This is a genomic window from Blautia sp. HCP3S3_B11, from assembly GCF_052064435.1.
Classification (GTDB): Bacteria; Bacillota; Clostridia; order Lachnospirales; family Lachnospiraceae; genus Blautia_A.
Genome location: NZ_JBQHVP010000005.1, coordinates 161,013 through 181,699 on the forward strand (window position 1 = coordinate 161,013; position 20,687 = coordinate 181,699).

The 20,687-nt window shown below is 40.7% G+C and carries 32 protein-coding genes; 1 reads left to right on the forward strand and 31 read right to left on the reverse strand.

Features of this window, described 5'->3' with window-relative positions; all coding sequences use genetic code 11:
- Positions 1-272: 272 nt before the first annotated feature.
- Positions 273-845, forward strand: coding sequence for a xanthine phosphoribosyltransferase (locus ACTNC0_RS05430; protein ID WP_441086620.1), 573 nt, complete (start codon positions 273-275; stop codon positions 843-845).
- 155 nt (positions 846-1,000) lie between these two features.
- Here the strand turns inward: ACTNC0_RS05430 and ACTNC0_RS05435 are convergent, their stop codons facing one another.
- The 31 genes from ACTNC0_RS05435 to rpsS form a co-directional block, all read right to left on the reverse strand.
- Positions 1,001-2,500, reverse strand: a complete 1,500-nt coding sequence (locus ACTNC0_RS05435) for a substrate-binding domain-containing protein (protein ID WP_441086621.1) — start codon at positions 2,498-2,500, stop codon at positions 1,001-1,003.
- 31 nt (positions 2,501-2,531) lie between these two features.
- A complete protein-coding gene (locus ACTNC0_RS05440) occupies positions 2,532-3,188 on the reverse strand; it encodes a WYL domain-containing protein (protein ID WP_441086622.1) in 657 nt (218 codons plus the stop codon).
- A gap of 2 nt (positions 3,189-3,190) precedes the next feature.
- A complete protein-coding gene (locus ACTNC0_RS05445) occupies positions 3,191-3,913 on the reverse strand; it encodes a type 1 glutamine amidotransferase (protein WP_441086623.1) in 723 nt (240 codons plus the stop codon).
- The gene (locus ACTNC0_RS05450) at positions 3,913-5,247 is read right to left on the reverse strand and encodes a MurT ligase domain-containing protein (RefSeq protein WP_441086625.1); all 1,335 of its coding nucleotides are present in this window, start codon (positions 5,245-5,247) and stop codon (positions 3,913-3,915) included. Before ACTNC0_RS05450 ends, ACTNC0_RS05445 begins: the two co-directional genes overlap by 1 nt.
- Positions 5,248-5,381: 134 nt before the next feature.
- Positions 5,382-6,269: a phosphatidylinositol-specific phospholipase C/glycerophosphodiester phosphodiesterase family protein gene (locus ACTNC0_RS05455; RefSeq protein WP_441086626.1), complete on the reverse strand. Its 888-nt coding sequence runs from the start codon at positions 6,267-6,269 to the stop codon at positions 5,382-5,384.
- 279 nt (positions 6,270-6,548) lie between these two features.
- Positions 6,549-7,085, reverse strand: a complete 537-nt coding sequence (locus ACTNC0_RS05460) for a bL17 family ribosomal protein (RefSeq protein ID WP_117675239.1) — start codon at positions 7,083-7,085, stop codon at positions 6,549-6,551.
- A 102-nt stretch (positions 7,086-7,187) separates the two neighbouring features.
- Positions 7,188-8,147 carry a DNA-directed RNA polymerase subunit alpha gene (locus ACTNC0_RS05465; protein ID WP_441086627.1) on the reverse strand — a complete coding sequence of 320 codons (960 nt, stop codon included), beginning with the start codon at positions 8,145-8,147 and terminating at the stop codon, positions 7,188-7,190.
- Between the two features lie 142 nt (positions 8,148-8,289).
- The gene (rpsD, locus tag ACTNC0_RS05470) at positions 8,290-8,883 is read right to left on the reverse strand and encodes a 30S ribosomal protein S4 (RefSeq protein ID WP_117675243.1); all 594 of its coding nucleotides are present in this window, start codon (positions 8,881-8,883) and stop codon (positions 8,290-8,292) included.
- Between the two features lie 19 nt (positions 8,884-8,902).
- Positions 8,903-9,298, reverse strand: a complete 396-nt coding sequence (gene rpsK / locus ACTNC0_RS05475) for a 30S ribosomal protein S11 (protein WP_441086628.1) — start codon at positions 9,296-9,298, stop codon at positions 8,903-8,905.
- A gap of 162 nt (positions 9,299-9,460) precedes the next feature.
- Positions 9,461-9,829 (reverse strand): 30S ribosomal protein S13, encoded by a 369-nt coding sequence (gene rpsM, locus ACTNC0_RS05480; RefSeq protein WP_008707282.1) that lies wholly within the window; start codon positions 9,827-9,829, stop codon positions 9,461-9,463.
- Between the two features lie 318 nt (positions 9,830-10,147).
- Positions 10,148-10,261, reverse strand: coding sequence for a 50S ribosomal protein L36 (gene rpmJ / locus ACTNC0_RS05485; protein WP_003497809.1), 114 nt, complete (start codon positions 10,259-10,261; stop codon positions 10,148-10,150).
- Between the two features lie 691 nt (positions 10,262-10,952).
- A complete protein-coding gene (infA, locus tag ACTNC0_RS05490; RefSeq protein ID WP_005428560.1) occupies positions 10,953-11,171 on the reverse strand; it encodes a translation initiation factor IF-1 in 219 nt (72 codons plus the stop codon).
- Positions 11,172-11,196: 25 nt separating this feature from the next.
- Complete coding sequence (gene map, locus ACTNC0_RS05495; RefSeq protein WP_117675245.1) at positions 11,197-11,952, reverse strand: type I methionyl aminopeptidase; 756 nt, start codon at positions 11,950-11,952, stop codon at positions 11,197-11,199.
- Between the two features lie 32 nt (positions 11,953-11,984).
- On the reverse strand, positions 11,985-12,629 hold the full coding sequence (locus ACTNC0_RS05500; protein ID WP_008707277.1) for an adenylate kinase: 645 nt from the start codon (positions 12,627-12,629) through the stop codon (positions 11,985-11,987).
- A 69-nt stretch (positions 12,630-12,698) separates the two neighbouring features.
- Entirely contained in the window at positions 12,699-14,015 is a 1,317-nt protein-coding gene (gene secY / locus ACTNC0_RS05505; RefSeq protein WP_441086630.1) for a preprotein translocase subunit SecY, read from the reverse strand.
- Positions 14,015-14,455: a 50S ribosomal protein L15 gene (gene rplO / locus ACTNC0_RS05510; RefSeq protein WP_008707274.1), complete on the reverse strand. Its 441-nt coding sequence runs from the start codon at positions 14,453-14,455 to the stop codon at positions 14,015-14,017. The genes secY and rplO overlap by 1 nt, the downstream gene beginning before the upstream one ends.
- 142 nt (positions 14,456-14,597) lie before the next feature.
- On the reverse strand, positions 14,598-14,780 hold the full coding sequence (gene rpmD, locus ACTNC0_RS05515; RefSeq protein WP_008707273.1) for a 50S ribosomal protein L30: 183 nt from the start codon (positions 14,778-14,780) through the stop codon (positions 14,598-14,600).
- 15 nt (positions 14,781-14,795) lie between these two features.
- Positions 14,796-15,305, reverse strand: coding sequence for a 30S ribosomal protein S5 (gene rpsE, locus ACTNC0_RS05520; protein WP_117675251.1), 510 nt, complete (start codon positions 15,303-15,305; stop codon positions 14,796-14,798).
- Positions 15,306-15,323: 18 nt separating this feature from the next.
- Entirely contained in the window at positions 15,324-15,692 is a 369-nt protein-coding gene (gene rplR, locus ACTNC0_RS05525) for a 50S ribosomal protein L18 (protein ID WP_019162491.1), read from the reverse strand.
- A gap of 17 nt (positions 15,693-15,709) precedes the next feature.
- A complete protein-coding gene (rplF, locus tag ACTNC0_RS05530) occupies positions 15,710-16,249 on the reverse strand; it encodes a 50S ribosomal protein L6 (RefSeq protein ID WP_008707270.1) in 540 nt (179 codons plus the stop codon).
- 88 nt (positions 16,250-16,337) lie between these two features.
- A complete protein-coding gene (gene rpsH, locus ACTNC0_RS05535; protein WP_019162493.1) occupies positions 16,338-16,739 on the reverse strand; it encodes a 30S ribosomal protein S8 in 402 nt (133 codons plus the stop codon).
- Between the two features lie 143 nt (positions 16,740-16,882).
- Positions 16,883-17,068: a type Z 30S ribosomal protein S14 gene (locus ACTNC0_RS05540; protein ID WP_008707268.1), complete on the reverse strand. Its 186-nt coding sequence runs from the start codon at positions 17,066-17,068 to the stop codon at positions 16,883-16,885.
- 15 nt (positions 17,069-17,083) lie between these two features.
- Positions 17,084-17,623, reverse strand: a complete 540-nt coding sequence (rplE, locus tag ACTNC0_RS05545) for a 50S ribosomal protein L5 (RefSeq protein WP_117675253.1) — start codon at positions 17,621-17,623, stop codon at positions 17,084-17,086.
- Positions 17,624-17,644: 21 nt separating this feature from the next.
- The gene (rplX, locus tag ACTNC0_RS05550; RefSeq protein ID WP_008707266.1) at positions 17,645-17,956 is read right to left on the reverse strand and encodes a 50S ribosomal protein L24; all 312 of its coding nucleotides are present in this window, start codon (positions 17,954-17,956) and stop codon (positions 17,645-17,647) included.
- An 11-nt stretch (positions 17,957-17,967) separates the two neighbouring features.
- Positions 17,968-18,336 carry a 50S ribosomal protein L14 gene (rplN, locus tag ACTNC0_RS05555; protein ID WP_008707265.1) on the reverse strand — a complete coding sequence of 123 codons (369 nt, stop codon included), beginning with the start codon at positions 18,334-18,336 and terminating at the stop codon, positions 17,968-17,970.
- Positions 18,337-18,349: 13 nt separating this feature from the next.
- The gene (gene rpsQ / locus ACTNC0_RS05560) at positions 18,350-18,604 is read right to left on the reverse strand and encodes a 30S ribosomal protein S17 (protein WP_008707264.1); all 255 of its coding nucleotides are present in this window, start codon (positions 18,602-18,604) and stop codon (positions 18,350-18,352) included.
- A 15-nt stretch (positions 18,605-18,619) separates the two neighbouring features.
- Complete coding sequence (rpmC, locus tag ACTNC0_RS05565; protein ID WP_020994114.1) at positions 18,620-18,829, reverse strand: 50S ribosomal protein L29; 210 nt, start codon at positions 18,827-18,829, stop codon at positions 18,620-18,622.
- Positions 18,819-19,256: a 50S ribosomal protein L16 gene (gene rplP / locus ACTNC0_RS05570; RefSeq protein ID WP_008707261.1), complete on the reverse strand. Its 438-nt coding sequence runs from the start codon at positions 19,254-19,256 to the stop codon at positions 18,819-18,821. The genes rpmC and rplP overlap by 11 nt, the downstream gene beginning before the upstream one ends.
- Positions 19,256-19,912: a 30S ribosomal protein S3 gene (gene rpsC / locus ACTNC0_RS05575; RefSeq protein ID WP_117675254.1), complete on the reverse strand. Its 657-nt coding sequence runs from the start codon at positions 19,910-19,912 to the stop codon at positions 19,256-19,258. Before rpsC ends, rplP begins: the two co-directional genes overlap by 1 nt.
- An 11-nt stretch (positions 19,913-19,923) precedes the next feature.
- Positions 19,924-20,313, reverse strand: a complete 390-nt coding sequence (rplV, locus tag ACTNC0_RS05580) for a 50S ribosomal protein L22 (RefSeq protein WP_008707257.1) — start codon at positions 20,311-20,313, stop codon at positions 19,924-19,926.
- A gap of 88 nt (positions 20,314-20,401) precedes the next feature.
- Positions 20,402-20,683 (reverse strand): 30S ribosomal protein S19, encoded by a 282-nt coding sequence (gene rpsS, locus ACTNC0_RS05585; RefSeq protein WP_008707255.1) that lies wholly within the window; start codon positions 20,681-20,683, stop codon positions 20,402-20,404.
- Positions 20,684-20,687: the final 4 nt, after the last annotated feature.

Genomic DNA, 20,687 nt, shown 5'->3' on the forward strand with positions numbered 1-20,687 from the left:
TACAAATTCATAACCGAATAACTGCTCCGCAGTTTATCGGTTAAATTATATTGTTTGAAATATTTTTGTGCATCCATTTTGAACTCATTATAATTATTTTTAGATTTTTTGTCAAAAATAATTGCATGAAATCAAATTATAGCGTATGATAATCTATAATTATCAAAATAGCAAATGTTACTGTATATCTATTGCCGTCAGATTTTATTATCTTCCGGCATATTTGTTATATTCAGTAACTGCAAAATTACATATATAAAGGAGAGAAATCTATGAAACTTTTAAAAGACCGAATTCTTAAGGATGGAATTGTAAAACCGGGAAATATTTTAAAAGTAGACAGCTTCTTGAATCATCAGATGGATATCACTCTTATCAATGAAATCGGCAAAGAGTTCAAACGCCGCTTCTCTGACTGTCCAATTACCAAAATCCTTACAATTGAAGCATCCGGTATCGGCATTGCCTGTATCACAGCTCAGTACTTTGATGTACCTGTCGTTTTCGCAAAGAAAGCACAGAGTGTCAATCTGGATGGAGAAATGTACACAACTAAGGTAGAGTCTTTTACTCACAAGAAAGTATACGATGTTATCCTTTCCAGGAAATTCCTTGGTCCGGAAGATCATGTTCTTCTGATTGATGACTTTCTTGCCAATGGATGTGCACTTCTCGGTCTGATCGATATCGTTAAGAAATCAGGGGCTACACTTGAAGGTGCCGGCATTGTAATTGAGAAAGGTTTCCAGCATGGCGGCCAGCAGATTCGTGATATGGGAATCCGTCTGGAGCCTCTTGCAATCATCGATTCTATGTCTGACGATTCTTTAACATTCAGAGAATAATTTTTCTCCTGTAATTTTCATTTTTTTAGGGCAGAAAAGATAGTTTCTTCTATCTCTCCTGCCTTTTTATATTTCCCTATTAATTTTTGTATTACTGTACACAGAGTAGGCTGTAATATTTTTGCCACTTTCTGATTCGATGTTTTATCTGTTCTTTAATCTTTTGCCAGCTTCAGTGTAGTCTCCGGAGCTGGTGTTGGTGTTGTTTTCGCTTCCGAATCATCTTTCGACGAATCTTCCGGGGTTGATGTTGCTTCTGGTGTATCAGTTACCTCAGGGGTTGGTGTTGCCTCTGACGTTGGCGTTGCCTCTGGTGTCAGCGTTGGATCAGGCGCAAGTTCATCTTCTGTATAAGTTCCGTTATCCACCAGAATCTGATAGTTATCTTTATCGATCACCTGCGCTCCACAGGTAAATGTTCCCACAATTTTCATACCATTATCATACTGTGAATAATCTTTTACATCAACTTTCTCACCCGTCAGATAATCAATTGCCATCTGAGCTGCGCCCTTCGCAAGCTCTTCACGATCCATAAACATGGTAAACGACATCTTACCTGCTGCAATATCTTTTACTACCCGAACTTCACTGCCATAGCCAGTGATCATCGGCCATTCTTCGCTTCCAGATTCCAGATCATTATCGCTTAGTACTTCCTCTGCTGCATATGCAAATTCATCATACGCTGTACAGATAATATCTGGTGTTTTCTCTTCCATATAGAACTCTTTTATTATCGATTCCAGCTTTGACTTTGCAGATGTCTCACTCCATCTCATGATCGCAGTGTCATCAAATGATGTATTTCCTGATTTACATACAAGAGTTCCATCATCCAGATATTCCTGAAGTCCTTCCTGGATTCCATTGCACAAAAACAGCGCACTGTTGTCATCCGGAGATCCCATAAGAAATTCTATGGTATAAGATTTCTTATCTTCCCTTGCCTTATCCAGATCCATCTTCTTGACTATTTCAGCAGCAATATCTTTTCCGATTGCTCTGGTATCATATGAAGCATAATAATTAATATCTGCAGTATCGCGAATCAATGTATCATAGGAAATAACTGGTATCTCCTGCTCCTTTGCAGTTTTTAAGATATCTGTCAGGCCATATGGATCTACAGGATCAATAATAAGAGCTGAAACCTGCTCATCAATGAACTCCTGTATCTGAGAAATCTGAAGTGCTGAATCTCCGTTTGCATTCTTAACATCAGCCTCATATCCACCATCTGCAATCTGCGAAGTCATTGCCGCACTGTCAATCTTTGCATTCTCATCTTCTTCTGAAAGGAGCACTCCGATTTTTCCAGCCGGAGCTTCTGTCACCTCATCGTCTGAAGAATCGTCTGACTGATCCGAATTATTCTCAGAAGAATCCTTGCCTGCGGATTCGCTCTCAGACGCATCTGAATTCTTTTCTTCTGATTCTTCGCTGCCCTCTGTTTTGCTACTGTCATCAGCATCAGAGGTCTGTTTATTTTCTGCTTCTACTTTCCCGCCTTCCTCTGTTACCTCACCTACGCCCTCTTCTTCTACCTGGACACTTTCATTAGCTGCTTCTTTTGCATCATTCTTTTCACATGCGGACAGGAACATGGAGGATACCATTATTCCAAGCAGAATAGCAGTTGCTCTTCTTTTCATAACATGATCCTTTCTATCTTTATTTATCGGCTTATTTGTCAATTCCCTTATAATCCCTCGCAATGTTTTTGAGATAGTCACGATAGGCAACGGCCACTTTCTTAGGCTTCAGGATATGTACGTTTCTGCCCATTGAAGCCAGCCAGCCAAATAATGCCTTGTCGACTCCTGCCTCGACTGTCACAGTAAAACTATCTACTCCTTTTTCCTTGTAGACAACTTCCGGACCAAATGTACGCAGGATTTTCTTTTTTGCCGAGTTCTGACATATAAGCTTCAGCTCTTTCTTATTCTCGGCATTCTGATCAGGTACCGGTGCCGGAACACGTCCTGACAGAGTCTGCTCTTTCTGAGCTGTCGCTTTTGCTGTTATTTCTCCTGTCTCTGACACCGCTTCCTGATGTTTCGTCTCTTCACCTTCATTGGTTATAGCTGAGGAACCTTCTTCTGTTTTTTTCGTATTTTCTGTAAAATATCCGCCTTCGCGGCCTCTTCTATAGTGTATTTCCATTCCAAAATCACGTAAAGTCTCCAGATCATCATAGATACTCTTTCGCTCTGCGCGTATTCCCCGTTCTTCTAACTTTGTCAGAATTTCCTGCATGGAAACCGGCTTCTCACCGGTAGTTTCAGATAACATTCTCTCCAGATACAGGATTTTTCCTTTTTGATTACATGATTTCGCCATAATTATCCTCTCACAAATCTATGGTATATATAGTCATTTGCTTCTTTTTCCTGACTGTCATCCAATGGTGTAAGTTCTACTTCTTTTCCATACTTTCTTTCCAGCGCATGTCTGATAAGCCAGTCCGCAAGCTGTGGATTCTTCGGGAGTAACGGTCCGTGCAGATAAGTTCCAATCACATTTTTATATACTACTCCTTCGTATCCTGACCGGCCATCGTTGCCTTTTCCATAAAGCACTTTTCCTAATGGTTTATTGCCATTGATGCAGGTTCTGCCACCATGATTTTCAAATCCTACAATTGGCATGTCAAACAAGTCACTTTGCAGAACGATATTCTCGATCAGTCTTCCTTCGCCCTGCTCTGTATAAAGATCTACCAGATCAAGGCCTTTTATATTCCCCTGTTCTGTTTTATAATACTTTCCAAGCAGCTGATAACCACCGCAGATTGCAATGACAACGCCATTATCCTCCACATAAGCCTTAAAGTCCGGCTGAATCTCCTGGAGCTTCTCACATACGATCATCTGCTCTCTGTCTGAGCCGCCGCCGAGAAGTACGATATCAAGCTTTGAGAAGTCTATTTTATCATCCAGCTCAAATGGAATCGTCTCTGCTTCTATTCCCCTCCACAGGCATCGCTTCATCAGGCACTGAATATTTCCCCTGTCGCCATAAAGATTCAGAAGATCCGGATATAAATGTCCAATCGTGATTTTCATTATTTCTCGCCCTCCAGTTTCTTCAGAATGTTTCTGGTACTAAACAATGCTGTATAATTTACCAATACATACAGATTACCCACACCATCCTCTACTCTGTCCCGGATGGCTTTCTCTACCTCTCCCTCCAGAATAGACGGAATATCTACATATTTCAGACGCAGACGCATATCCTGACAGCGGATTCCGCTTACCGTAATAGATTTTACTGTGGAATTGCCAAGGAGGTCAAAGTCTACATCCCAGAGCCAGGAAATATCTGTTCCATCCTGCGCATTATCATTGATTGTGATAATAATATCTTTTGGAGACTGATCCTGCATCACCGCAGAAATATTCTGGTTAAATCCCGCCGGATTCTTGGCAAGATTTAATGTCACTCCGGTACCTTTGATGCGGAACTGTTCCATACGGCCATTCTCCGGATTGAACTTGCTAAGCATATCCTCAAAATGTGTTCCATCAAATCCCGCCGTTCTCACACCGGCATATGCTGCCAGTATATTATATACATTGTAGAAGCCCTTATAGTTTGCCACAATATGCTTTCCTTCTACATTAAAGCTCAGCTGGTCACCAACCTTTACATCCTCTGCATCAAAATTCAGCTTAGGTCTTGCAAAACCACATTTCGGGCAGTAATAATCTCCAAGCTGGCTATAATGATAGAATCTGTATTCCAGCTTCTCACCGCAGCATTTACAGAAACGTCCCTCTCTGATCTCGTTTGCTGCAGATTTGATCACAGGCTTGCTGATTCCATAAGTTACATATGAATTTCCTGAATCCATGGCAAGGTATGCGGATAATGCATCATCACCATTTACAATGATCTGCATTTTCGGCACTTTACGCATCATTTCTTCCAGAATATTCATGGTAATATCAATCTCACCGTAACGGTCAAGCTGATCTCGGAAAAGATTTGTCAAAAGCATATAATCTGGTTTGATTCTCGGAAAAATATGTCTGGTCGACGCTTCATCAGCCTCAATGCAGGCATAATCTGCGTCAATCTTTCCATTCCATTTCGCCGCCAATACAAAAGCTGCCACAACACCATTAAGCATATTGGAGCCTGTATGGTTACAGATTACCTTCTGTCCCTCCGCCTCTAATGCCGCACAAAGCATATTATTGGTAGTTGTTTTTCCATTAGTACCGCAGGTTGCAAAGATTGCCTTTCTCACCTGCGAAGAAAGCTGCTCCAGGATATCCGGACAAATCTTAATTGCCACTTTTCCCGCCCAGGTTACACCCTGTCTTCCCATTTTCTTACATACATATCCTACAAATTTCGCTGCCAAAACAGCAGCCATTACTCTTATTTTCATTGTGTATTATATTTCCTTTATAATATGATCACCGTTATTATTTCGCTGTACCGACAAGTTGATTCTTGAAACAATCTTGCCGATACGGTCGGTGAAAACCGTCAGGATTTCCAAAACAATAATAAACAGTTGTTTTATTCAAAATCTGTATCCTGCAGATAATCCGAACACACACCGGCCGCACCTTTCTGTATATAACCCTGCGCTTCCTTCAGATTATTTACAGTATAAATATATAGCTTTATTCCTTTTTTGTCAAAAATCTCCTGGACTTCCTCTGACCAGTATTTATAATAAACCGTTGCTGCCTGAATATTTTTCTCTTTGCAAAATGCTGCAATCTCTGTCAGATCTTCTTTGGAATATTCCTGCCATAACGAATAAATATAAGCAGGAAAATTATATAGCAGCGCAGTTCCTGCGAACATGGCCTGATTGTAAATTTCCGGTATGACCTGTCCCATCACATCAGGAACACCTGCCTCCTGAGCTAATTCGATATAATCGGCATAATCTTCAAGTGTTTTCTGGTAATTCCGGACAGAATACTGCTTAGAATCCAGCATCACAAACGCATCCGGATAATCACTCAGCAACATTAACAAATCTTTAAATGTCATCGGAGTATATTTTCCACAGATAGGTCTGGATATAAACTCTTCTGAGGACAACACATTCTTTCCAACGCCTTCCCACTGATCCAATGATTGATTCCAGCTATGGCGACATACCCAGACATTGTCAGAAGTCTTCACAAGGTCGACTTCAAATAATCTGCATCCCATCTGATAACTCGTCAGGAAACTCTCTTTTGAATTTAAATATGTCTTATCGCCAATACCGCCTAAGGCATGTGCGATCGTCTTATAATTCTCCCATTTAAATTCAGGGGTAGTGGCAGATATGGAATTGATATCATTCCCCCATAGGAAAAGTGTAACAGCCAGTAATTCTACTAACAGCAGAAATAATCTGATGTAATAACCTAATCCTGATTTTTTCTTTGTAGCATTCTGGCTCAATTTCTTATTCTCCTGGCTGTCATTTGTATTCCTCATCTAGTACAGCGAATATTAAGTAACTGCTTATTGCTCTTCGCAATTGAAGCAGGGGACTTACTTGATTCGGTTAACTCAACATTTATATACTCTACGATTTTACGCTATCTGGCATAAATAATCAAGGGCAATAAATAGCAAAAAAATCCGCTAATTTCAGATAAAATAAAAACTGCACATACATGGCCGACACCATATATATGCAGTCTCATTATCGTTTGGACAAATATAAGTCAGATATAATTATACTAACTCGATCAGTACTTCCATTGCAGCATCGCCTTTACGCGGTCCAATCTTAACGATTCTTGTGTAACCACCGTTACGGTCAGCGTATTTTGGAGCGATCTCATCGAACATCTTAGCAACCATATCTACGTCTTTTGTGTTTTTCTTTCTTCCAGCGCCTTTTGCAGGTACTTCTTTAACTGGATAGAAAACTTTCATCATCTGACGACGAGCGTGAAGTCTGGAAGGAGCATCTTTCTTGATCTCTTTCTGTACTTCATCGTATACAGTTTTCTTCTTTCCGTCAACAACTTCTTTTACTCTCTTGCCTTCAGCGTCTTTACGAGCTACTTTAGCAGTTACAGTAACAGTTTCGAAGTTATCTTTTTCACGAACAGCCATAGCTACAAGGCTCTCAGCGATTTTACGGATTTCTTTTGCCTTAGCTTCTGTAGTAACGATTTTTCCATTGTATAACAGATTTGTTACCTGATTTCTCAGTAATGCTTTTCTCTGATCAGAAGTTCTGCTTAATTTTCTATATTTTGCCATTTAATTTTCCTCCATCTGTGGGACAGCCGGGCACGCTTGTTCGGTCTTACTGTCCGACTGCTTAGGCATTCCCACCGTATAATATCTTTTCGTTAGATGTTCTTACTCTTCTGTAGGCTGAAGCTGTAATCCCAGCTCTTTCAGTTTCGCAAGAACTTCTTCTAATGATTTACGTCCAAGGTTACGAACCTTCATCATATCATCAGAAGTCTTGTTACATAATTCTTCAACCGTATTAATGCCGGCTCTCTTCAAGCAGTTATAGGAACGAACAGATAACTCAAGTTCATCAATGCTCATTTCCAGAACTTTTTCTTTCTCATTGTCTTCTTTCTCGATCATAACCTCAGCGGTCTTTGCATTCTCGGAAAGGTCAATGAAAAGGCTTAAGTGCTCGCTTAATACTTTTGCTGCAAGGCTTACAGCCTCGTCCGGATCAAGTGTACCGTTTGTGTACACATCCAGTGTCAGCTTATCGTAATCGGTTACCTGGCCAACACGAGTATTCTCTACAATCATGTTAACTCTTTCTACAGGAGTGTAGATTGCATCAACTGCAAGTACACCGATAGGCATATCATCAGATTTACCTTTGTCAGCACTGATATATCCACGGCCTTTTGTAATAGTAAGCTCCATAGCAAGTCTGCAGTCCTTACCACCATTTAAGGTAGCAATTACCTGATCAGGATTCATGATCTCAATATCCTGATCAGCCTGAATATCAGCTGCAGTTACAACACCTTGGCCTTCACACTCAATGTATGCAGTCTTAGGCTCATTGTCCGTGCTGTGGTTCTTAATAGCAAGGCTCTTCAGATTCATGATAATATCACTTACGTCTTCTTTTACGCCCGGAATGGAGCTGAATTCGTGAAGCACACCATCAATTTTAACCTGGCTTACAGCTGCACCCGGCAGGGAAGACAGCATAATTCTTCTTAAAGAATTTCCAAGTGTAGTTCCATATCCTCTTTCCAGAGGCTCAACTACGAATCTGCCAAATTTTTTATCTTCAGATAATTCGGTAATCTCGATTTTAGGTTTATTAAAATCAAACACTATAAGGTTCCCTCCTTCTGGGTTAATAAAAGTTTGAGGGTATTCATTCAAATACTACAATTCAGCGGATGATAAAATCAGCCACTGAATCGCATAATGCAGAAATATTACTAGGTAATCTTCTACGATATAATCCTATGGATTACTTGGAGTACAACTCGACGATAAGCATCTCGTTTACAGGAACGTCGATTGCTTCTCTGTTAGGAAGTTCTTTTACAGTTCCTTTTAAATTCTCCTGATCTACATCAATCCATTCCGGAACAAGACGTCCACCAGTTACTTCAAGGATACCTTTGTATCTTTCAGAACCTTTGGATTTCTCTCTGATTTCGATCTCGTCACCAGCTTTTACAAGGTAGGAAGGAATGTTTACACATTTTCCGTTTACAAGTACATGCTTGTGGTCAACGATCTGACGAGCTTCTTTTCTTGTTCTTGCAAATCCCATGCGGAATACAACATTGTCAAGTCTGCTCTCAAGAAGGATCATAAGGTTTGCACCAGTCTGTCCCGGCATTCTGTCAGCTTTGTTGTAGTAGTTGTGGAAAGGTTTTTCCAGAACTCCGTAGATGAATTTTGCTTTCTGTTTTTCTCTTAACTGTAAACCATACTCAGACATTTTACGATTAGCACGTTTTAACTGTCTTGTGGATTTTTTATCAATTCCTAAATAAATCGGATCCAGGCCAAGGGATCTGCATCTTTTCAGAACAGGCACTCTATTTACTGCCATTTCTCAAATACCTCCTAAATTAGACTCTTCTGCGTTTTGGTGGACGGCAACCATTGTGTGGTACCGGAGTTACGTCACGGATGCTTGTTACTTCCAGTCCGCAAGCCTGAAGGGCACGGATTGCAGCTTCACGTCCTGATCCTGGTCCTTTTACCATAACGTCTACAGTTTTTAAACCATGAATAAGTGCAGCTTTTGTTGCAGTCTCAGCTGCCATCTGTGCTGCATAAGGAGTAGATTTTCTTGAACCTCTAAATCCAAGACCACCAGCACTTGCCCATGAAAGAGCGTTTCCTTCATTGTCAGTCAGAGTAACAATTGTATTGTTGAAAGAAGACTGAATATGTGCCTGTCCGTGTTCAACGTTTTTCTTGACACGACGTTTTATAGTCGCTTTCTTAGTCACTTTAGCCATTTTAAAACTAACCTACACTTTCCTATTTATCAATCAAATATATGTTACAAGAAACACCATGTTCACTAAATTCATTTCCTCGCTTTACTCGTCATTCATTAAGTGACCATGCAAGCTTCCTCATAAGATCAGCTTACGCTTATCAGATGTTTAAAGCTTTATTTATTTCTTCTTATTAGCTACTGTTCTCTTAGGACCTTTACGTGTTCTTGCATTGGTCTTAGTCTTCTGACCACGAACCGGAAGTCCTTTACGATGACGGATACCTCTGTAGCATCCGATTTCCTGCAGTCTCTTAATGTTGAGGGCGATTTCTCTACGAAGGTCACCTTCTACTGTCATTGTTTCATCAATAACTGCGCTGAGTCTCTTTACTTCGTCATCAGTCAGATCTCTGACACGTGTGTCAGGATTAACTTCTGCCTTTGCAAGGATTTTGTCTGCGCTTGGTCTACCAATACCATAAATGTAGGTAAGACCGATTTCAATACGTTTTTCTCTTGGTAAGTCTACACCAGCTATACGAGCCATGTACTGTTTCCTCCATCTTCTACTTTGAAAGTCCCTGATGCCTGTACATCACTTACATTCGTAAAATACACTCCTGTAAGGTGAAATGGGATGTATCTGTCACTTCACTTTCTTATTTCTTAGTTCCTAATTGGGGTGCCTCGGTAAAACACCCAGCTGCAATTGGCGAAAAGCAGCCTTTCCGAATTACTGCGGCCAACGGGCCAACGTTGCCTCTCGGTATTAGGCAATACATGCTAAAACTATCTTAACAGTCTGAACAACCCTTCCGGGCGTCTCACACTGCAGCCGCACGTTACACAAACTTTAAACTGTCAATCAACCCTGACGCTGTTTGTGTTTTGGATTCTCACAGATTACTCTGATAGATCCTTTTCTTTTAATGATCTTGCATTTTTCGCAGATCGGCTTTACAGATGATCTTACTTTCACTGGAAATCCTCCTTCCGTAAATTCATTAAAATCTGCAGTTTTTTGAGCGCACAAATACATACTACTCACGCGTTCGGCTTACATATTATCACACCAAAATATAAAATGCAAGCACTTTTTTGCGTAAAATCGCATTTTTTCATTTTCTCCCCCATTTTCACGCACATAACATCTCAATTTCATCCCCATCCTGCCCCAAATCCACAACTTTCCATCCCTCACTCAACTACTACCTTTGATTTTCATTTTGTTTCATCAATTTATAAACAGAAAAATGCCGCCAGGTCCGGCGCCAATAATTACTACGTCATATTTCATATATCTCTACATTTATCTCTATCTATATCTACATCTCTTCTATATCTCCAGAAAAATTCTAACTCCTACCCACAAAAACACTCCCCTCACTTACCAATAACCAGCATAGAAAAATAATTCATTTCCTGTGCATTTGCAGGCGTCTTAGATATTCTTAGTACTTAAAAATCTGCGTTATGAGAAGAAAAGTCACTGTCTGAGCGCAGCGAGTAATCCAGACTTTTCTTCTCATGCTTTTAGCAGATTTTTAAATACTTAGAATATCTTAGACACCGAAATCGCACAGGAAATGAATTATTTTTGCGTCCCTTTATATAAATAAAAAAGAGAGCCAGATTTCTCCAACTCTCTTAGCAGTATAACTATAATCTTCCTATTTATCTCTCCAGATAATTCTGCCCTTAGACAGATCATACGGAGACAATTCAATCGTAACTTTATCTCCAGGAAGAATACGAATAAAATTCATACGTAACTTTCCACTGATATGTGCAAGCACCACATGTTTGTTCTCCAGTTCCACTTTAAACATCGCATTAGGCAGCTTCTCCAGAACAGTGCCTTCCACTTCGATTACATCTGCTTTTGACATTTTAAACCTCCTGTATGTCGTCCAATTATTTCGTAAGAGTCAGAATCTCCGGATCTCCGTCTGTAATAAGAATCGTATTCTCATAATGAGCAGACAAAGAACCATCCATAGTTACAACAGTCCACTCATCATCCAGCCATGCCACATCTGCACGTCCCAGATTGATCATAGGCTCTACAGCAAGTGTCATACCCGGCATCAGACGAACTCCTCTTCTCTTCTGCGGAAAATTCGGGATCTGCGGATCCTCATGAAGGTGAGTGCCGATTCCATGTCCAACCAGGTCACGGACAATTCCGTAATGATATTTTGCAGCGTGTGCGCCGATTGCCTTGGAAATATCATTCAGATGATTTCCTGCACGAGCAACCTTAAGTCCTTCAAAGAAACACTCTCTGGTCACATCCATCAGCTTACGCGCCTCCGGTGAAACCTCACCGACCGCATAAGTTCTCGCTGCATCAGAATGATACCCCTTATAAATAAGACCGGCATCAATCTTTACAAGATCTCCCTCCTGAATAATCTTCTCCTCAGAAGGGATTCCATGAACTACTTCATCATTCAGACTGATACAAAATGATGCCGGAAAACCTCCGTAGTTCAGGAAATTCGGGATACAGCCCATATCACGTATCATCTGTTCTCCGATACGGTCAATCTCCTTGGTGCTCACTCCCGGTTTAATGTACGGGATCAGGCCATCATGCACTTTCTCAAGCAGATGTCCTGCCTCTCTCATAAGTTCAATTTCATGTTCTGTCTTGATAGAAACCGACATTTTACCTCCAGATGGTGTTTAAAAACACCCGATTACTCTCCCAGGATGGCAACAATATCTGCGAAAACTTCTTCGAGATCCTTTGTGCCATCTACTGATTTTAAAATTCCCTCTTTAGTATAATAATCGATCAGCGGCTGTGTCTGCTCATGATATACATTCAGACGTTTCTGAACTGTTTCAGGCTGGTCATCATCACGAAGAACCAGTTTCTCTCCACAGGTATCACAAACACCCTCTACCTTCGGTGCAGCATGTACAACATGATAAGTAGCACCGCATTTTAAGCAGGCACGTCTTCCGGACATACGGTTTACAATATTGGAATCCGGAACATCCACATCGATTGCATAGTCAACTTTACTTCCCAGTTTATTCAGAGCCTCTGTTAAACACTCTGCCTGAGGAATTGTTCTTGGAAAACCATCCAGCACATAACCATTTGCCGCGTCCGGCTGCTGAATTCTGTCTACAACCAGATCACAGGTCAGTTCATCAGGTACAAGAAGTCCCTGATCCATATAAGTTTTTGCTTTTTTACCCAGTTCTGTCCCATTCTTAATGTTTGCGCGGAAAATATCTCCTGTGGAGATGTGCGGAATCTGATATTTCGCAGCAATTTTCTTCGCCTGAGTTCCTTTTCCTGCTCCCGGTGCACCCAACATAATAATTTTCATAAGATATACCCTCCGTTTTCTTTTTTAGCAAATCAAGGCTGTGATGCAATGCACCACAACCTCTCATTTTTAATTGTTCAGGAAGCCTTTGTAATTACGTACGAGAAGCTGTGACTCAATCTGCTTCACAGTTTCGAGGATAACACCAACAACGATGATGATGGATGTTCCACCGAATGAAACATTTGCCCCAAATACACCATTAAAGATGAATGGGATCACGCACACAATAATAAGACCTACTGCACCTATAAATATAATATAATTTAAGATATTAGTCAAATAATCTGACGTAGGTTTTCCAGGACGAATACCTGGAATAAATCCACCCTGCTTTTTGATATTGTCTGCAACTTCCAGCGGATTGAATGTGATGGAAGTGTAGAAATATGCAAAGAAAACACAAAGTACGATGTAAAGAAGCAGACCCCATGTATACTGAAGCTGTTTCGGATTACACCAGTTATTAGAAGAAAGACCACGAAGAATCTCACTTCCGATTCCTGTACCATTACCTTTTCCTGTTAACTGTGCAATTACAGTCGGGAAAGACATAATGGAGGATGCAAAGATTACCGGGATAACACCTGCTGTGTTAACTTTCAGCGGAATGTTAGTGGACTGGCCACCCATCAGTTTTCTTCCGACCATTTTCTTGGAATACTGAACCGGAATTCTTCTCTCTGCTCCGTTAAGGATAAGTACCAGAACTACTACTACAAGGATAACAGCTGCAATAATGATTCCTGCAAGAGTACCTTTTGCAATTGTTTTTCCTTTGATAAAGTTCTCATACAGTAATGACAAGTCGCTTGGCATTCTGGAGATGATATTAATAGTAAGTACGATGGATATACCATTTCCAACGCCTTTTTCTGTAATACGTTCACCGAGCCACATCAGCATAGCTGAACCAGCCGTAAGGCAGGCAACAACTACAACACCTTTGAAGAAGTTCAGATCCGGAATCATACCCTGACGTCCGAATCCGATTGACATTGCAATTGATTCAAATAAAGCAAGACCTACAGTTACATAACGAGTAATTGCAGTCATCTTCTTTCTTCCCTCTTCACCATCTCTCTGCATCTCTTCCAGTGCCGGAATTGCAATTGTGAGAAGCTGAATGATAATGGAAGATGTGATGTAAGGTGTGATGTTCAATGCGAAAATTGACATTCTTTCAAATGAACCACCAGTAAACGCATCAAAGAAATTGAATGCGTCTCCGGCGTTGCTGCTGAACCACTGTTTGAAGAAGTCACTGTCAACACCCGGTACCGGGATCTGGCAGCCGATACGGATGATAAAAATCATCCATATCAGATACAACAGCTTGCGTCTCATTTCTTTCACTCTAAAAACATTTTTAAGAGTTTCAAACATTAGATCACCTCTACTGTACCACCAGCAGCTTCAATTTTTGATTTTGCAGTCTCGCTGACAGCGTTTACTTTGACATTAAGTTTCTTTGTCAGCTCACCATTTCCAAGAATTTTAACGCCATCTGCGATCTTGGAGATTGCACCGCTTGCAAGTAAGCTTTCTGCTGTAACTTCTGCACCATCTTCGAAACGGTTCAGTACGTCAACGTTGATTGCAATAATCTCTTTTGTATTTCTGTTTTTGAATCCTCTCTTAGGCAGACGTCTGTATAAAGGCATCTGACCACCTTCAAATCCCGGTTTCTTGTGACCGGAACGAGCTAACTGTCCTTTGTGTCCTTTACCGGCTGTTTTACCGTTTCCAGAACCATGTCCACGGCCTCTTCTGAAGTTATCGCTGTGCTTAGAACCTTCTGCTGGTCTTAAGTTTGATAATTCCATGTTGGCACCTCCTTATTATTATTTCAAATCTATAAGTTCAGATCGTATCTTTTCTGAATATGTTTCTGTATGTTCCCGCTACTCTTGTGAATAACAGGCTCATATCAGATCCATATCAGAGTTCTCTCTGGTTAAATCGCAATTAAGCTTCTTCAACCTTTACCAGGTGCTGTACCTGCTGAATCATTCCTCTTGTTGCTGCGTTATCCGGCATTTCAACTGTTTTGTGCATTTTTGTAAGACCCATAGCTGCAACAGTTTTTTTGTGCTTCGGAACTGCACCAATAGGAGATTTTACTAATGTAACTTTTAATGTGTTTGCCATTTTTGTATTTCCTCCTTAAGCCAGAATCTCATCAACAGATTTTCCGCGAAGTCTAGCAACTTCTTCCGGAGTTTTTAACTGTCTTAAGCCTTCGATTGTTGCAAGAACAACGTTCTGTTTATTTCTGGATCCCATACATTTTGTACGGATATTTTTGATACCAGCTAACTCAATTACCGCACGGGCAGGACCGCCGGCGATAACTCCAGTACCTTCCGGAGCTCTCTTCAGAAGCATTTCAGCGCTTCCGTATTTTCCAACGAAGTCATGTGTAATAGAGTTGTTCTCGTCTCTTGCTACTGTTACTAATTTCTTCATAGCATCCTCTTTTCCTTTGCGGATAGCTTCAGGAATTTCAGCTGCTTTACCTAAACCTGCACCAACGTGTCCGTTGCCGTCACCTACAACAACTAAAGCTGTGAAACGGAAGTTACGACCACCTTTAACAACCTTGGTAACACGCTTGATTGATACTACTTTATCTTCTAATTCTAACTGACTAGCATCAATAAGATTACGTTTCATGTGTTTCGCTCCTCCTTATTAGAATTTCAGCCCAGCTTCTCTTGCTGCGTCTGCCAGTGCTTTAACTTTACCGTGGTAGATATAGCCTCCTCTGTCGAAAACAACGCTTTCAATGCCAGCTTCAACAGCTTTCTTACCAATAACGGTTCCTAAATGTGCAGCTGCTGCTACATCATCAGTGTTCTCTAACTCAGCTCTTACTTCTTTCTGAAGAGTAGAAGCAGATACTAAAGTTTTTCCTACAGTGTCATCAATAATCTGAGCATACATATGCTTGTTGGAACGAAATACTGCTAAACGAGGTGTTGTTGCAGTTCCGTTTAAATGATGACGTAATCTTCTATGCTTATTCTCACGAATTTTCGCTCTAGATGCCTTATTTACCATTTTCTCACCCTCCTAAATTATTTCTTACCAGTCTTACCAACTTTACGTCTGATAACTTCATCAACATATTTGATACCTTTACCTTTGTATGGCTCAGGTCTTCTCTTGTCTCTGATCTCAGCTGCAAACTGGCCGACTTTTTCTTTACTGATACCAGATACGATAATCTTATTACCATCAACTTTGGTTTCGATTCCGTCTGGATCTTCCATTTCTACCGGATGAGAGTATCCAAGGCTGAGTGTGAGTTTCTTGCCCTGTTTTGCTGCTTTATAACCTACACCGTTAACTTCAAGCTCTTTTGTATAGCCTTCGCTTACACCAACAACCATGTTGTGGATTAAGCTTCTTGTTAAACCGTGAAGAGATTTCATTTTCTTTAAGTCGTTTGGTCTGGAAACTACTACATGACCATCTTCAACTTTGATTTCCATTTCTGTAGGAAGTGCTCTTTCGAGTGTTCCTTTTGGTCCTTTTACAGTTACTACGTTGCCTTCAGCGACAGTTACTTCTACGCCTGCAGGAATAGCAACCGGAAGTCTACCAATTCGTGACATATGTTTGTCCTCCTTACTTAGATTATCGGAGAGGATGCTACATCCTCTCTGTTTTCAGTTTGCTCTCTATAAAAAATCTTGGTTCAAATTACCAAACGAATGCTAATACTTCGCCGCCAACCTGAAGTTTGCGAGCTTCTTTATCAGTAATAACACCTTTGTTTGTAGAAAGAATTGCGATTCCAAGTCCACCAAGAACTTTTGGAAGCTGATCCTTACCTGCGTAGATACGAAGACCAGGTTTGGAGATTCTCTTTAAACCAGTGATGATTTTTTCGTTTTTATCTTCACCGTATTTCAGTGTGATATGAAGAGTTTTAACAACTCCATCTTCAACTAAATCGTATTTTGCAATATATCCTTCATCAACAAGGATGTTAGCAATTGCAATTTTCATCTTAGATGCCGGAACATCTACTGTGTCGTGTTTTGCAGTGTTTGCGTTACGAATTCTTGTAAGCATATCTGCGATTGGATCGCTCATTGTCATGTTAGTTTCCTCCTATTTATTTCAGACTTTACATGTGCATATATATTAATAATTTACATTGTTACCTAATTTAAAATCTCGTTTGGACACATGATCGGACTGATAAAATCAGCCGATCGTTTATTTATATTTAAATCCGGTTCCTACCAGGAAGCCTTCTTAACGCCCGGGATCTGTCCCTTGTAAGCTAATTCACGGAAGCAGATTCTGCAGATTCCGTATTTTCTTAAAACAGAATGTGGACGTCCACAAATGTTGCAGCGTGTATATTCTCTTGTGGAGAATTTCTGTTTGCGCTGCTGTTTGATTTTCATTGCTGTTTTAGCCATGAATCGTTCCTCCTATTACTTTGCAAACGGCATATTGAATAATGTCAGTAATTCACGAGCTTCTTCATCAGTCTTAGCTGTAGTAACGAAGATGATGTCCATACCTCTTACTTTGTCAACTTTATCATATTCAACTTCCGGGAAGATAAGCTGCTCTTTGATACCCAGAGCATAGTTTCCACGGCCATCGAATGCGTTCGGGTTGATACCACGGAAGTCACGTACACGAGGAAGTGCAAGGTTGATCAGACGATCAGCGAACTCGTACATTTTTTCTCCTCTTAATGTAACTTTACAACCGATCGGCATACCCTCTCTGATTTTAAAGTTAGCAACAGATTTTTTAGCTTTAGTAGCGATTGCTTTCTGTCCTGTGATAAGTTCCATATCTGCGATTGCAGCATCAAGAAGCTTAGCGTTTTCTTTGGCTTCACCAACACCCATATTGATTACGATCTTGTCGAGTTTTGGCACTTCCATAACATTTTTGTATCCAAATTTTTTGGTCATGGCATCCATGATCTCATTTTTGTACATTTCTTTTAATCTACTCACTTGTCATGCCTCCTCTCTTAATTAATCGATAACCTTACCGGTCTTTTTAGCAACGCGGACTTTTTTGTCGCCGTCCATCTGGAATCCTACTCTTGTAGCCTGTCCATCAACAACCAGCATAACGTTGGAGATGTGCAGTGGAGCTTCTTTTGTGATGATTCCGCCCTGCTGATTTGCAGCAGATGGTTTGCTGTGTTTTGTAACTTTGTTGATATTCTCAACAACAACGGTATTGTCTTTTGCGTTAACTGCAAGGACTTTACCCTCTTTGCCATTATCTTTACCAGCGATAACTTTTACAGTATCACCTTTTTTAATTTTCATAGCTGACATTAGGCACCCTCCTATAATACTTCCGGAGCTAAGGAAACGATCTTCATGAATTTCTTCTCACGAAGTTCTCTGGCAACTGGTCCAAAGATACGTGTTCCTCTCGGAGTTAAGTCGTCTTTAATGATTACGGCAGCATTTTCATCGAAACGGATGTAAGATCCGTCTTTACGACGAGCGCCTTTTTTAGTTCTAACTACAACAGCTTTTACAACGTCACCTTTTTTAACAACGCCGCCTGGTGTTGCATCTTTAACAGTAGCAACAATTGTATCGCCAATGCTTGCATATCTTCTTGTAGAGCCGCCCATAACACGAATACAAAGGATTTCTTTTGCACCAGTGTTGTCGGCAACTTTCAGTCTAGTTTCCTGCTGGATCATACTGGTCTCCTCCTTATTTAACTTTCTCTACGATTTCAACCAGTCTCCATCTTTTATCCTTGGATAACGGTCTGGTTTCCATAACTTTTACGGTATCACCGATATTGCACTCATTGTTTTCGTCATGAGCTTTTAATTTATATGTTCTCTTCACGATCTTTTTGTAAAGAGGATGTTTTACATGGTCTTCAATAGCAACTACAATGGTTTTGTCCATCTTATTGCTGACAACCTTACCCACGCGGGTTTTTCTCAGATTTCTTTCCACGATAGTTTCCTCCTATTATTTGGAAGCGTTAGCCTGCTCAGTAATTACTGTCTGGATTCTTGCAATGTTCTTGCGAACCTCTTTAATGCGGCTTGTATTCTCTAATTGATTAGTTGCATTCTGAAATCTCAGATTGAAAAGTTCTTTTTTAGCAGCTACTAATTCTTCATTTAATTCTGCAGCTGATTTTGCCTTTAAATCTTCCACGAATTTATTAATTTTCACTGTTATCACCGCCTTCTAAGTCTGCACGAGAAACGATTTTACATTTACATGGTAACTTGTGCATTGCAAGACGTAATGCTTCACGAGCGATTTCTTCTGAAACGCCTGCAATTTCGAACATTACACGTCCTGGCTTAACAACTGCTACCCAGTATTCAAGGGCACCTTTTCCGGAACCCATTCGTGTTTCTGCTGGTTTCGCTGTTACTGGTTTATCTGGGAAAATCTTAATCCAAACCTGACCACCACGTTTGATGTAACGTGTCATAGCAACACGGGCTGCCTCGATCTGATTGGAACGGATCCAACACGGTTCGGTTGCAACAAGTCCGAATTCACCATAATTGATTTTATTACCTCTAAGGGCTTTTCCTCTCATGGAGCCACGGAATTGTTTACGACGTTTTACTCTTTTTGGCATTAACATTATTTATCGCTCCCTTCCTTAGTTCCTTTTGTTGGAAGTACTTCGCCATTGTAGACCCAAGCTTTTACGCCAACTTTGCCGTATGTTGTGTCTGCTTCTGCGAATCCATAGTCAATATCTGCACGAAGTGTCTGAAGCGGGATAGTTCCTTCGCTGTAGAACTCTGTACGAGCCATATCAGCACCGCCAAGACGTCCGGATACGGATGTTTTGATACCTTTTGCTCCGGCCTTCATTGTTCTCTGCATTGTAGATTTCATAGCACGTCTGAAAGAGATACGGTTCTCAAGCTGTAAAGCAATATTCTCTGCTACTAACTGAGCGTCTCTGTCTGGTCTCTTTACTTCTTTGATATCTACGATAAGTTTTTTGTCTGTGAATTTCTTTAATTCAGCTTTAACTTTTTCGATCTCAGCGCCGCCTTTACCGATTACGATACCAGGTTTAGCTGTGTAGATGATAATCTTAACTCTGTCAGATGCTCTTTCGATTTCGATTTTGGAAACACCTGCGCTGTATAATTTCTTTTTAAGGAATGTTCTGATGTTGTAGTCTTCTACCAGGTAATCAGCGAAGTCTGCATCAGCATACCATCTTGAATCCCAATCCTTGATAACACCGACTCTAAGGCCATGTGGGTTAACTTTCTGTCCCATGCTTTTCCTCCTTATCTTTCATCCAGCACGATGGTGATATGGCTTGTTCTCTTTTCGATTCTGTAAGCTCTACCCTGTGCTCTTGGCTGAATTCTCTTCATTGTAGGTCCTTTATCTGCATAGCAGGCTGCAACGTAGAGGTTGTCTGCATTCATTCCGTTGTTGTTTTCAGCATTTGCAATTGCTGACTCAAGAAGTTTCTTGATAACGCTGGAAGCGTATCTTGGGTTGTATGTTAAGATACCAAGTGCTGTCTGCACATCTTTACCGCGGATTACATCTAACACGTAGCAGGCTTTCTGAACAGAAATTCTTGCGTAAGATAATTTTGCAGACGGTCTTGTCTCTCTATTACTCTCATTTCTGGCTCTTTTTATCTGGCTTCTATGTCCCTTTGCCATTTTAAAGTGCCTCCTTTCCTTTTTCTCTCAATATCAGGTTAACCTGTCCGCTGTCTCACGGGCAGCAGACAGAATATAAAGTCAAATACTAGCGAACACCGGATTTCTTTTCGTCTTTTCCGTGTCCTCTGTAGGTTCTGGTTGCAACGAACTCACCGAGTTTGTGGCCAACCATATCTTCTGTTACATATACCGGCACGTGTTTTCTTCCGTCATGGACAGCGATTGTGTGTCCTACGAAGGACGGGAAGATTGTAGAACGGCGTGACCAGGTTTTGATAACGGATTTGTCATTTGCAGCGTTTAATGCGTCTACTTTTTTAAGTAAGCTGGCATCTGCAAAAGGTCCTTTTTTCAGTGAACGAGACATGCTT